Below are 12,683 nucleotides of genomic sequence, written 5' to 3'. Positions count from 1 at the left end.
CCCTCCGGCCCCGGGTACGTTCGGACCAGCGGGGCGGACAACTCCGTACCGGGTCTCCCGGTCGGGAACCTACACCACAGTCGTCACTCAGAGACATGCACACTCAACTCAGAGTAATGGCGAGCGTCGGTGTAGCTGTACCCGATCCGGACGAAAGCGGGCGGTGTGCGGGGAAAAGCAGGGGGTGTCCCGGGCGCACGCCGGGGGCGCACGGATTCGCGGCGCGAATCAGATTCTGTTCGCCGGCTCCTCGCCGCGCTCGTAGCGCAGGATCTGACCGCGCAGCAGGCGCTTGGCGCGCGGTAGGAACGCGGAGCTGGGCCCGCCGACGTGCGGGGTGATGAGCGTGCCGGGCGCGTGCCAGAGGGGGTGCCCTGCCGGCAGCGGCTCGGGGTCGGTGACGTCGAGGGCGGCGCGGAGCCGGCCCGCGGAGAGCTCCTTGAGCAGGGCCTCGGTGTCGACGACGGGACCGCGTGCGACGTTGACGAGCAGAGCGCCGTCCTTCATCCGGGCGAGGAACCCGGCGTCGACGAGATGCCGGGTCTCCGGCGTGAGCGGCGTCAGCAGGACGACGACGTCGGCGGTGGGCAGCAGCGCGGGCAGCTCAGTGACGGCGTGCACCCCCTCGCCGGGGCGCGCCCGGCGCGCGAGGGGCACGACCTCGCACTCGAACGGCAGCAGGCGCGCGGCGAGCGCCTGCCCGATCGAACCGTAACCGAGGATGAGCACGCGCCGGTCGGCGAGGGAGTCGTGGAACTCCTGACTCCACCGGCCCTCTGCTTGGAGCCGGGAGAAGTACGGGATGCCACGGAGGGAGGCGAGGATCAGCGTGACGGCGAGCTCGGCGGTGCTGGCGTCGTGCAGGCCACGGGCGTTGCAGGCGGTGACGCCCGGCGGGATGTGCGGCAGGACGTCGTCCATGCCGGCGGTGAGGGTCTGCACGATCTTGAGTGAAGGCAGCGAGGGCAGTAGCGGCAGGGCCGCTCCATGGCGCATGTACGGCAGGCAGAAGAACTCGACGCCCTGGAGTTCCTGCGCGGGGGGCTGCGGCCCGTCACCGTCCCAGACGATCACATCGAGATCGGCGGGCAGCCCACCAATGTCTTCGGGGGCGTACGGAAGCAGATAGCGGGCACTCATGCTGCGACCTTAACCCTCTGGGGGCGCGAGGCTTGGGGTGCGCTGCCGCAGGCAGTTGCACCGCCAGGGGCGCGGGGCTCTGCCGATATGCGGCTCCGCCGCGTGGGCGCGACAGGTGACGACGGAGGGCCAGCTGCAACACCCAAGGGGCGCGGGGCTCGGCTTGATTCACTGCGTGCGCGACAAGCCACCCACGCAGCTGGAAGGACGAACGTGCAGGGCCATCCGCACAGGGTGGTTGCTCGCGCACGCAGTGAATCAAGCCGAGCCCCGCGCCCCCAGCTAGCTGGTTGCAACGAGCCGCAGTCGGTGAGCGACCGCCGCAGCTTCCCCACGGCCGGTGACATCCAGCTTGGCGAGGATGTTGGAGACGTGGACGCTCGCCGTCTTCGGGGAGATGAACAGCTCCTCCGCGATCTGGCGGTTGGTCCGGCCCAGGGCCAGCAGCTTCAGGACGTCCTGTTCGCGCGGGGTGAGGTGGAAGGAGTCGTCGTCTGCGACGACCTGCGCAGGCTCCTCCGAGAGCGACAGCCGGGCACGGTCCGCCAGCAGCCTCAGGTCGTGCAACAGCAGCTGGTTGCCCTGGCGGCAACCCAATGCCTCCGCCTCCCGTGCCGCCGCGCTCGCCGCCGTGCGGTCGCCGTCGGCGGCCAGCGCCTCCGCGAGGCGGTACCAGGCGAGGTTGCGCGGGTGGGGACACTCCAGCGTCGCCAGCGCGTCCGTCGCGCGGCGCCACTGCGCGGTCGTCGCCGTGCCCTCGGCCCGGGCGAGCTCCGCGTCCAGGACCGCTGACCAGCCTGCCAGCAGCGGGAGTTCCGTAGTGAGGCCGGAGGCCGCCTCGCGGATGCGGGTCAGCACCTCGGCGCGGCCCGGCGCCATCGTCGGCAGGTGGCGCGCGTCGGCCTCGACCGCCGCGCCGGCGGCCAGCAGGGACCACCAGACGCGGTCATGGCCCTCCGCGCGCTCGCCCTCCAGGACGGCCGTCAGCTCCGCCCGCGCCTCCGCGTAGCGGCCCTGGGCGACCGCAATGCGCAGCCCCAGCAGCGCCGTCGGGACCAACTTCTGCGGCTGCCAGAGCATGCCCGTCCGCCGGCACTCGGCCAGGTGCTCGGCCGCGCCGGCGACGTCCCCGCGCAGCAGCGCGACCTCGCCGCGCAGCCGTTCCATGAAGTCGCGGTGGGCGCGCTGGCCGGACCAGTCGGGCTCCTCCGCCAGCAGCCGCTCGGCCTCGTCGAGCTCGCCGAGGGAGATCAGCGGCTCGGCGAGGTTGCCGAGGATGATCGTGCCCGAGTAGCCGGTCATGCCGTTGGCGCGGATCATCGCCAGCCCGGCCCTGGCCACCTCCGCCGCCTGCCGGGAGCGGCCCTGGATCTCGTGGTGGCTGGCCAGGTTGGTGTAGACGCGGGAGCGCAGGTCGACGTCGCCGGAGGCCTCGGCCTGCTCCAGCAGCTCGCCGAGCAGCGCAGCGCCGGCGTCCAACTCGCCGAAGGCGCAGTGCAGCATCCCCAGGGTCAGTCTGGCGTGCAGCCGCAGCGAGGTCGCACCCACCTGCTCGGCGATCTCCGCGGAGCGCCGGGCGATGTCGAGGTGCTCGCGGGTGGGGACGCCGAGCAGCCCGTCGCAGGCCTGGCGGTGCAGTAGTTCCGCCAGGACCGCCGAGGGCTTTCGGCCCTCCAGCAGTTCCAGTGCGCGCTCCAGATCCTTCTCCGGGGCCGCGCCCACGTCGTAGCGGAGCGCGCGGGCGCGGGACAGCTTGAACCAGGCGGCCCGTTCTGGCGTCTTCGACTCGTCGATGAGGCGCAGCGCGCGCTTGGTGTAGCGCAAGCCTCGGTCGGTCTCGCCGCTGAGCCGGGCGGCGACGGTGGCCTCGGCGAGCAGGTCGACCAACTGGACCGCGCCGCAGTCATCGTGGGACGAGCCCGGCTCGCAGGAACAGGCCGGATAGCTCTCGTCGGCGTGGTCGTAGTCGCGCAGGGTGTCCCGCACGTCCTCGGGGACGTCGTCCCAGAGCTCCAGTGCGCGGTCCAGCATCCGCAGTTGCTCGGCGAAGGCGTTGCGGCGGCGCGCCTCGCGGCCGGCGTGCAGCACGGCGGGGACGGCGCGGGCGGCGTCGTGGGCGCAGTACCAGTAGCCGGCCAGGCGGGCGGAGCGCTGGTCGGCGGAGATGAGCATCGGGTCCGCCTCCAGGACCAGCGCGTAGCGGCGGTTGATGCGCGTGATCTCACCGGGCATCAGGTCGTCGCTGACGGCCTCGCGGACCAGCGCGTGCCGGAAGCGGTAGCCGTCGCCGTCGGAGGTCTGCTGGATGATGTTGGCGCCGACGGCGGTGCGCAGCGCATCGATCAGCCCGTCCTCGTCGAGCGTGCCGATCGCGTCGACGACCGCGGCCAGCAGCCCGTGCTCGACGCGGGAGCCGCCCTGGGCCAGGACCCGCAGCAGGGACTGGGTGTCCTCGGGCAGCGCCTCGATCCTGACGAGCAGCAGGTCGCGCAGCGTGTCGGTGAGCCGGGTGCTGCAGCCCTGCTGGTGCGAGACGGCGAGTTCCTCCACGAAGAAGGGGTTGCCCTCGGAGCGCTTGAAGATCTGCTGGACCAGGTCGGCGGTCGGCCGGGCCGGGCTGAGGATGCCGGCCACCTGACGGGCCACCTCGCGCTGTTCCAGCCGCGGCAGTTCGAGCCGCTGCACGGTGCGCAGCCGCTCCAGTTCGGCCAGGTAGGGCCGGACCGGGTGGCGGCGGTGCAGGTCGTCGCTGCGGTAGGTGGCCAGCAGTACGAGCCGCGCCCGGTGCAGAGTGCGGATCAGGTACGCGAAGAGCTCCCGGGTGGACCGGTCCGACCAGTGCAGGTCCTCGACGGCCAGGACCAGGGTCCGATCCGTCGTCAACTGCTCGAAGAGCTGCGCGGTGTGCTCGAAGAGCCGCGCGCGGGCGTACTCGTCGTGGGCCTCGGGCAGTGCTTCGCCCATGTCCGGCAACAGCCGGGCCAGGCTGCTCTCCCGGCCCACGGCGGCCGCCTCGAGCTCTCCCCCGAGAGCCCGGTGCAGCCGCCGCAGGATGGTGGCGAAGGGCGCGTACGGCAAGCCCTCCGCCCCCACCTCCAGGCACCCCCCGACCACGACCGGAACCCCCCGAGCTCCGGCCGCGCACTGGAATTCCTCCAGCAGCCTGGATTTGCCGACTCCTGCCTCTCCCCCGACGAGCAGGACTTGCGGCTGCCCCTCGTCGGCGCGCTTCAGCGCCTCCGTCAGGGCTGCCATCTGCGAGCCTCGTCCGATGAACACGGGACTTACCGATATCCGCTCCACGTTGGGCAGCATGGCATACGTCCCCCGCTGATCAGCAGCTATTTCAGCGTGCGGCGAGGTGCAGGGCCCGGCGTACGGAGCTCCGTCCCCGTGACCGGGGCGACTCACCCGCCCTCCGGACCTTGTTGGCACGCTGAGCCTCGCGGACGAGACGGTACTGCTCGGCCTGGGCGACGAGCTCGGCGTTACGGTTCACGATCATCTGGTACTCGAACATCTTGGCTCTCCCCTGTGGGTGGTGTTGCCCTGGGATTCCCTGGCTGGTCTCCCTGACAACCTCTAATTTCCTCTCCCAGGGGGGTCCCCCACATGAGGCGCATGCCCGATCTTGGGCGCCTGGGGGTGCTTAGAAAAAGCGAACCGCCGCCCTGAGTGCGCCTAAGCACTCAGAACGGCGGCCCGGATGGCCTAAGTAAGGCCTGAACTGGCCTTACGTGCCGGTCCTACTCGGTCCTACTCGGGGGTCACCCCGAGCTTCTCGAAGATCAGCTCCTTGACCCTGGCGGCGTCCGCCTGGCCGCGGGTGGCCTTCATGACGGCGCCCACCAGCGCGCCCGCGGCGGCGAACTTGCCGTCGCGGATCTTGGCGGCGACGTCCGGCTGGGCCGCAAGCGCGGCGTCGATGGCCGCACCGAGCGCGGAGTCGTCGGAGACGACGGCCAGGCCGCGCTTCTCCACGACCGCGTCCGGCTCGCCCTCGCCGGCCAGCACGCCCTCGATGACCTGACGGGCCAGCTTGTCGTTGATCTTGCCCTTGCCGACCAGCGCCGCGACGCGCGCGACCTGGGCCGGGGTGATCGGCAGCTCGCCGAGGTCGACGCCGTCCTCGTTGGCGCGACGGGCCAGCTCGCCCATCCACCACTTGCGGGCCTGGTCGGCGGGAGCGCCGGCGGCGATCGTCTCCAGGATCAGCTCGATGGCGCCGGCGTTGAGCGCCGACTGCATCTCGCTGTCGGAGATGCCCCAGTCGGCCTGCAGCCGCTGCCGCCGCACCCGCGGCAGCTCCGGCAGCTCGCCGCGGAGCTGCTCGACCCACTCGCGCGAGGGCGCGACGGGGACCAGATCGGGCTCGGGGAAGTAGCGGTAGTCCTCCGCCTCCTCCTTGATGCGCCCGGAGGTGGTGGTGCCGTTGTCCTCGTGGAAGTGGCGGGTCTCCTGGACGATGGTGCCGCCCTCGTTGAGCACCGCGGCGTGCCGCTGGATCTCGAAGCGGGCGGCGCGCTCGACGCTGCGCAGCGAGTTGACGTTCTTCGTCTCGCTGCGGGTGCCGAACTTCTCGGCGTCCTTGCGCATCAGCGACAGGTTGACGTCGCAGCGCATCTGACCCATCTCCATGCGGGCCTCGGAGACGCCCAGCGCGCGGATCAGCTCGCGCAGCTCCGCGACGTAGGCCTTGGCCACCTCGGGCGCGCGCTCGCCCGCGCCGACGATCGGCTTGGTGACGATCTCGATGAGCGGGATGCCGGCCCGGTTGTAGTCCAGCAGCGAGTGCGAGGCACCGTGGATCCGGCCGGTCGCGCCGCCGACGTGGGTGGACTTGCCGGTGTCCTCCTCCATGTGGGCGCGCTCGATCTCCACGCGGAAGACCTCGCCGTCCTCCAACTGGACGTCCAGGTAGCCGTTGAAGGCGATCGGCTCGTCGTACTGGGAGGTCTGGAAGTTCTTCGGCATGTCCGGATAGAAGTAGTTCTTCCGGGCGAAGCGGCACCACTCGGCGATCTCGCAGTTGAGCGCGAGGCCGATGCGGATCGCGGACTCCACGCCGATCGCGTTGACGACCGGCAGCGAGCCCGGCAGGCCCAGACAGGTCGGGCAGACCTGGCTGTTCGGCTCGGCGCCCAGCGCGGTCGAGCAGCCGCAGAACATCTTGGTCTTGGTACCCAGCTCGACATGGACCTCAAGGCCCATCACCGGGTCGTACGAGGCCAGGGCCTCCTCGTACGGGACCAGGTCAATGACGCTCACTCGGCGTCCTTTCAGGGTTGGCTTGCGGTCGGTCTCAGTCGGCGAGGATGTCGGGGACGTCGCTACTGGCCAGCTGGCGCAGCTCGCGGACGAGCAGCAGGGTGCCGGTGAGCAGGGCGACGGCGCCGACGGCGGCGTTGATGAGCTTGAGCGTGTCGGCCTCGGCGCGGGCCTTCTTCAGGTCCTTGACGATGCCGAAGGCACCGAAGGCGCTGCTGCCGATGCCCAGCATCAGGCCCGGCTTGCTGTGCTTGAAGCCTTTGGCCGTTTCGAGCTTGCTCATAGTGCCGGTGCCTCCTCCAGCAGGGGGTGTCCCCACTTGTCGTTGAGTGCCGCCTCGACTGCCGCGCCGACGCGGTAGAGCCGGTCGTCGGCCAGTGCGGGAGCGATGATCTGCAGGCCGACCGGGAGATTGTCCTCCGGCGCCAGGCCGCAGGGCACCGACATGGCCGCGTTGCCGGCCAGGTTCGACGGAATGGTGCAGAGGTCCGCGAGGTACATCGCCATCGGGTCGTCGGCGCGCTCGCCGATCGGGAAGGCGGTGGTCGGGGTGGTCGGCGAGACCAGCACGTCGACGTCCGCGAAGGCGCGGTCGAAGTCGCGGGTGATCAGCGTGCGCACCTTCTGGGCCGAGCCGTAGTAGGCGTCGTAGTAGCCCGAGGAGAGCGCGTAGGTGCCGAGCATGATCCGGCGCTTGACCTCGGGGCCGAAGCCGGCCTCGCGGGTCAGCGCGGTGACCTCCTCCGCCGAGCGCGAGCCGTCGTCGCCGACGCGCAGGCCGTAGCGCATGGCGTCGAAGCGGGCCAGGTTGGAGCTGGCCTCGGAGGGGGCGATGAGGTAGTACGCCGGGAGCGCGTAGGTGAAGGACGGGCAGGAGACCTCGACGATCTCGGCGCCCAGCGAGCGGAGCAGCTCCACCGACTCGTGGAAGCGCTGCATCACGCCCGGCTGGTAGCCCTCGCCGCCGAACTCCTTGACCACGCCGACGCGCATGCCCTTGACGTCCGCCTGGCGGGCCGCGGCGACGACCGGCGGCACGGGGGCGTTGATCGAGGTCGAGTCCATCGGGTCGTAGCCGGCGATGGCCTCGTGCAGCAGCGCGGTGTCCAGGACCGTACGGGCGCAGGGGCCGCCCTGGTCGAGGGAGGAGGAGAAGGCGATCAGCCCGTAGCGGGAGACGCTGCCGTAGGTCGGCTTGACGCCGACCGTGCCGGTGACGGCGCCGGGCTGACGGATCGAGCCGCCGGTGTCGGTGCCGATCGCGAGCGGGGCCTCGTAGGCGGCCAGCGCGGCGGCGGAACCGCCACCGGAGCCGCCGGGGATGCGGGAGAGGTCCCACGGGTTGCCGGTCGGGCCGTAGGCGGAGTTCTCGGTGGAGGACCCCATGGCGAACTCGTCCATGTTGGTCTTGCCGAGGATCACCACGCCCGCGTCCTTGAGACGACGGGTCAGCGTCGCGTCGTAGGGCGGGATCCAGCCTTCGAGGATCTTGGACCCGGCGGTGGTCGGGATGCCCCGGGTGGTGAAGACGTCCTTCAGCGCGAGCGGGACGCCGGCCAGCGGGCCGAGCTCCTCGCCCTTGGCGCGCTTCTCGTCCACGGCGCGGGCGGCGGCGAGCGCGCCCTCGGTGTCGACGTGGAGGAAGGCATGCACCTTCTCGTCGACGGCGCCGATGCGGTCCAGGTGGGCCTGGGCGACCTCGACGGCGGAGACCTCACCGGAGGCGATCGCGTGCGCGGTCTCGGCCGCGGTGTTGCGGATCAGGTCGGTCATATCGCTCAGTCCTCCCCGAGGATCTGGGGAACGCGGAAGCGCTGCTCCTCCGCGGCCGGGGCGCAGGCGAGCACCTCGTCGGGGTTGAGCGACGGACGCACCTCGTCGGCGCGCATGACGTTGGTCAGCGGCAGCGGGTGCGAGGTCGGCGGGACGTCTTCGGCGGCGATCTCGCTGACGCGGGCGACCGCGTCGACGATGTCGTTCAGCTGCTCGGCGAAGTGGTCGAGTTCTTCGCTCTTGAGCTCCAGCCGCGACAGCCGGGCGAGGTGGGCGACCTCCTCGCGCGTAATGCCAGGCATGCAGCGATCCTCTGGTGAGTGAGTAGTGAAGCGATTCGAGTCGCCCCAGTCTATTGACAGCGGGGCCGGGCTCCATCCTACGGACGCGGGGACGCAGGATGCGCGGGCGTTTTCTCTGCAGAGCGAGTTGCACATCAGGGGCGCGAGGCTCTGCTGATGAACTGCGTGCGCGACAAGCCACCCACCAAGCTGGCAGGCCGAACGCGCAGGGCCATCCGCACAGGGTGGTGTCTCGCGCACGCATTCAAGCGAGCAGAGCCCCGCGCCCCTGGAGGTGCAACCGCTACTGCCGGGACCACTTGGTACGCAGGTCGCGGCGCTCGATCGCGTGCACGCGCAGCCACGCCGTGGCCTGGTCGGCCGGGAGCGCCGCGGAGACCAGCCAGCCCTGGACCGCGTCGCAGCCCATCCGATGCAGCCGCTCCCAGGTCTCGTCGTCCTCGACGCCCTCGGCGACGACGGTCAGGCCGAGCGAGTGCGCGAGCTGCACGCTGCAGCGCACCACCGCGGCGTCGTGGTCGTCGGCGACCATGCGGCTGACGAAGGACCGGTCGATCTTGAGCTCGCCGACCGGGAGCCGGCGCAGCCTGACCAGCGAGGAGTAGCCCGTGCCGAAGTCGTCCAACGACATGCCGACGCCGTGGCCGCGCAACTCCTCCAGCGTCTCGGCGGCGCGCGCGCCGTCCTCCAGCAGCAGCCGCTCGGTGATCTCCAGCTGGAGCGAGTCGGCCGGGACGCCGTGCCGGGCGAGCCGCTCGGCGACGCAGGTGGCGAAGCCGGGCCGCAGCACGTCGCGCGGCGAGACGTTGACGGCGACCTGCACCTCGATGCCCTGCTCGCGCCAGCGTGCGAGCTGGGTGACGGCGGCCTCCAGCACGTAGTCCGTGAGCTGCGGCATCAGGCCGCTGGACTCGGCGAGCCCGACGAACTCCTCCGGGCTGACCGGCCCGCGTCCGGCCCGGGACCAGCGCACCAGCGCCTCCAGGCCGACCACGCTGCCGTCGAAGGCCACCTTGGGCTGGTAGTGGATCTCCACCTCGCCCAGGTCCAGCGCCCGGCGCAGATCGCCGAGCAGGCCGAGACGGAGCGGCGTGTCCTCCTCCTGCCCCGGCTGGTAGAGCGCGACGCCGGCCCTGCTGCGCTGGGCGTGGACCATGGCGATGTCGGCCCGGCGGAAGAGCGACTCGGCGTCCGGCGCGTGGTCGGGCAGCACGGCGACGCCGGCGCTGGACTCCAGCACCAGTTGCAGGCCGCCGAACTGGATCGGCGCGGCGACCTCCGCCGCGAAGCCACGGGCCAGCCGCAGCAGCGCGCCCGGCTCCTGCGGCGGCTCGGGCACCAGCACGGCGAACTCGTCCCCGCCGAGGCGCGCCACCAGCGCGCCCGTACCGGCGACCAGCGTCTGCAGCCGCTCGGCGACCTGGACCAGGAGCCGGTCCCCGGCGAGGTGGCCGAGGGTGTCGTTGAGCGAGCGGAAGCGGTCGAGGTCGATCAGGACCAGCGCCTGTCGCGTGCGCGCCTGCGCGGCGGCCAGGTGCAGGCCGGTGCGGTTCGGCAGGCCGGTCAGCTGGTCGGTGACGCCTTCGCGCAGCCGCGCCCGCCCGAACCACCAGGCGGCGAAGAGCACGGCGATCGGCACGACGAAGAGCGGCAGCAGCTGTGGCGCGTGCAGGCCGACGACCTGGGCGAGCGGCACCAGCGGCGCGGCGCCGGCGAGGGCCACGCCGAGGAAGATCGCAGCCCGGACCGCGAACCCGGCACGCTCGGGCCCCGACCCCACTCCCGGCCCCGGCCGAGTGGTGCGCTCCATGAGGCAGTTCCTCTTGCTTCCCCGTCAGCCCGTGTGGACCGACTGGACCGGGCTGGCTCCAGCGTAGGGCGGCTGCCCCGGATCGGAGTGGCAATCGGACCCGCTGTGACCGAGTGGTGTCCTTGGCGGCGGGACATTGTCCGGATTAACCGTCAATGTCCCGCCACAGGTTTGCGTTAGGTGACGTGACGACCCGTCATGCGTTCACTCTTCGACCGGCAGCGCGACGGCCCGCGCCGCGTCCGGCCCCTCGGCCAGCAGCACGGCGAAGCCGGCGTCATCCAGGATCGCGAGCTTCAGCTGCACGGCCTTGTCGTACTTGGACCCCGGATTGTCACCGACGACAACGAAGTCGGTCTTCTTCGACACCGAGCCCGTCACCTTCGCGCCACGCGTCTGGAGCGCGTCCTTGGCGCCGTCTCGGGTGTGGTCCGCGAGCGTGCCCGTGACCACGACGGTCAGCCCCTCCAACGGACGCGGGCCGGACTCCTCCTCGGCCGTCTCGTCGACGAAGCGGACGCCGGCGGCGCGCCACTTCTCGATGATCTCCCGGTGCCAGTCCTCGGCGAACCAGTCGACGACAGCCTTGGCGATGCCAGGGCCGACCCCCTCCACAGCCGCGAGCTCCTCTTCACTGGCACTCGCGATCCGATCCAGGTCACGGAACTCGCGGGCCAGCGCCTGCGCGGCGACCGGGCCGACGCGCCGGATGGAGAGGCCGTTGAGTACGCGCCAGAGCGGCTGCCCCTTGGCGAGCTGGAGGTTGTCGAGCAGCTGGGTGGTGGTCTTCTTCGGCTCGCCCTTGAGATTGGCGAAGAAGCTGACGACCTTCTGCTCGCCCGTCTCCTCGTCGATCTTCGGGAGGCCGGTCTTCGGGTCGCGGACGAGCGCCTTGATGGGCAGCAGCTCCTCGACCGTGAGGCCGAAGAGGTCGCCCTCGTTCGCCAGCGGCGGGGTGGCGGGCTCCAGCGGCTGGGTGAGGGCGATGGCCGCCACGTAGCCGAAGCCGTCGACGTCCAGGCACTCCCGGCCGCCCAGGAACGCGACGCGCTCGCGCAGCTGGGCCGGGCAGTAGCGGGCGTTGGGGCAGCGCAGGTCCTTGTCGCCCTCCGTCATCGGACGCAGCTCGGTGCCGCACTCGTGGCAGTGCGTGGGCATCACGAAGGGACGCTCGGTGCCGTCGCGCAGCGCTACGACGGGGCCGAGGATCTCGGGGATGACGTCGCCCGCCTTGCGGATCACGATCGTGTCGCCGAGCAGGACGCCCTTCGCCTTGACCACGTCCTGGTTGTGCAGCGTCGCGTACTGCACCATCGAGCCGGCGACCTTGACCGGCTTCTCCAGCACCGCGTAGGGCGTGGCCCGGCCGGTGCGGCCGATGCCGACGAGGATCCGGTCCAGCTTGGCGTTGACCTCCTCCGGCGGGTACTTCCAGGCGATGGCCCAGCGCGGCGCGCGTGAGGTGGAGCCCAGGCGGCCCTGGAGGGCGATCTCGTCCACCTTGATGACCACGCCGTCGATCTCGTGCTCGACGCTGTGGCGCTGCTCGCCGAAGCGCGCGATGAACTCCTTGACCTCGGCCAGGGTGCCGACCACGGCGTTGTGGCGGGCCGTCGGCAGGCCCCAGCCGTGCAGCAGCTCGTAGGCGTGTGACTGGCAGTCGATGTCGAAGCCGCGCCGGGCGCCGATCCCGTGGACGATCATGTGCAGCGGACGGGAGGCGGTGACCGCCGGATCCTTCTGCCGCAGCGAGCCCGCCGCCGAGTTGCGCGGGTTGGCGTACGGGTCCTCACCCGCCGCGACGCGGGCGATGTTGAGCGCCTCGAAGTCCTCGATCGGGAAGTAGACCTCGCCGCGGACCTCCACCAGCTCCGGCGGGTTCTCCCCCGCCAGGCGATGCGGGATCTCCTTGATGGTGCGCACGTTGGCGGTGATGTCGTCGCCGACCCGGCCGGTGCCCCGCGTCGCGGCGCGGACCAGCACCCCGTGCTCGTAGGTCAGGTTGACGGCCAGGCCGTCGATCTTCAGCTCGCACAGGTAGTGGAACTCCTGCCCGGCGAGATCGCGCTCGACCCGCTCGGCCCAGGCGTCGAGCTCCTCGTCGGTGAACGCGTTGTCCAGGCTGAGCATCCGCTCCAGGTGCTCGACCTTGGCGAAGTCGGCCGTCGTCTCCCCGCCGACCATCTGGGTCGGCGAGTCGGCCGTGCGCAGCTCGGGGCGCCGCTCCTCGATCCCCTCCAGCTCGCGCATGAGGAGATCGAACTCGCCGTCGCTGATCGTCGGCGCGTCCTCGTTGTAGTACCGGTACCGGTGCTCCTCGATCTCCTGGGCAAGCTGCGCGTGCCGTACGCGGTCCTCGTCCAAAGACACCGGTCCACCCCTTTGTCAGA

8 protein-coding genes and 1 pseudogene are annotated in these 12,683 nt (G+C 71.4%); all 9 read right to left on the bottom strand.

What is annotated here, in order from left to right:
* Nucleotides 1-228 precede the first annotated feature (228 nt).
* Nucleotides 229-1,140, bottom strand: a complete 912-nt coding sequence (locus tag ABIA32_RS22715) for a 2-hydroxyacid dehydrogenase (RefSeq protein WP_370098444.1) — start codon at nt 1,138-1,140, stop codon at nt 229-231.
* 282 nt (nt 1,141-1,422) lie between these two features.
* Entirely contained in the window at nt 1,423-4,455 is a 3,033-nt protein-coding gene (locus ABIA32_RS22710) for an AAA family ATPase (protein ID WP_370098441.1), read from the bottom strand.
* A gap of 31 nt (nt 4,456-4,486) precedes the next feature.
* The gene (locus tag ABIA32_RS22705; protein WP_370098438.1) at nt 4,487-4,660 is read right to left on the bottom strand and encodes a hypothetical protein; all 174 of its coding nucleotides are present in this window, start codon (nt 4,658-4,660) and stop codon (nt 4,487-4,489) included.
* Nucleotides 4,661-4,896: 236 nt separating this feature from the next.
* Nucleotides 4,897-6,408, bottom strand: a complete 1,512-nt coding sequence (gene gatB, locus ABIA32_RS22700; protein WP_370098436.1) for an Asp-tRNA(Asn)/Glu-tRNA(Gln) amidotransferase subunit GatB — start codon at nt 6,406-6,408, stop codon at nt 4,897-4,899.
* A 34-nt stretch (nt 6,409-6,442) separates the two neighbouring features.
* Entirely contained in the window at nt 6,443-6,691 is a 249-nt protein-coding gene (locus ABIA32_RS22695) for a hypothetical protein (protein WP_370098433.1), read from the bottom strand.
* Complete coding sequence (gatA, locus tag ABIA32_RS22690; RefSeq protein ID WP_370098430.1) at nt 6,688-8,181, bottom strand: Asp-tRNA(Asn)/Glu-tRNA(Gln) amidotransferase subunit GatA; 1,494 nt, start codon at nt 8,179-8,181, stop codon at nt 6,688-6,690. Before gatA ends, ABIA32_RS22695 begins: the two co-directional genes overlap by 4 nt.
* A 5-nt stretch (nt 8,182-8,186) precedes the next feature.
* Nucleotides 8,187-8,483, bottom strand: a complete 297-nt coding sequence (gene gatC / locus ABIA32_RS22685) for an Asp-tRNA(Asn)/Glu-tRNA(Gln) amidotransferase subunit GatC (protein ID WP_037607666.1) — start codon at nt 8,481-8,483, stop codon at nt 8,187-8,189.
* 283 nt (nt 8,484-8,766) lie between these two features.
* Nucleotides 8,767-10,269, bottom strand: a pseudogene (locus ABIA32_RS22680) (putative bifunctional diguanylate cyclase/phosphodiesterase); the annotation flags it as partial.
* A 228-nt stretch (nt 10,270-10,497) separates the two neighbouring features.
* Nucleotides 10,498-12,663: an NAD-dependent DNA ligase LigA gene (gene ligA / locus ABIA32_RS22675; RefSeq protein WP_370098427.1), complete on the bottom strand. Its 2,166-nt coding sequence runs from the start codon at nt 12,661-12,663 to the stop codon at nt 10,498-10,500.
* Nucleotides 12,664-12,683 lie beyond the last annotated feature (20 nt).

Source organism: Streptacidiphilus sp. MAP12-20 (assembly GCF_041262525.1).
Taxonomy (GTDB): domain Bacteria; phylum Actinomycetota; class Actinomycetes; order Streptomycetales; family Streptomycetaceae; genus Streptacidiphilus.
This window is presented reverse-complemented; position numbering and strand designations above follow the sequence as displayed.

What these genes read in the sequence shown, in the direction of transcription:
- gatC (WP_037607666.1), bottom strand. Translation starts at nt 8,483, where the DNA reads ATGCCTGGCATTACGCGCGAGGAGGTCGCCCACCTCGCCCGGCTGTCG.
- ABIA32_RS22705 (WP_370098438.1), bottom strand. Translation starts at nt 4,660, where the DNA reads ATGTTCGAGTACCAGATGATCGTGAACCGTAACGCCGAGCTCGTCGCC.
- ABIA32_RS22715 (WP_370098444.1), bottom strand. Translation starts at nt 1,140, where the DNA reads ATGAGTGCCCGCTATCTGCTTCCGTACGCCCCCGAAGACATTGGTGGG.
- gatA (WP_370098430.1), bottom strand. Translation starts at nt 8,181, where the DNA reads ATGACCGACCTGATCCGCAACACCGCGGCCGAGACCGCGCACGCGATC.
- ABIA32_RS22710 (WP_370098441.1), bottom strand. Translation starts at nt 4,455, where the DNA reads ATGCTGCCCAACGTGGAGCGGATATCGGTAAGTCCCGTGTTCATCGGA.
- ABIA32_RS22695 (WP_370098433.1), bottom strand. Translation starts at nt 6,691, where the DNA reads ATGAGCAAGCTCGAAACGGCCAAAGGCTTCAAGCACAGCAAGCCGGGC.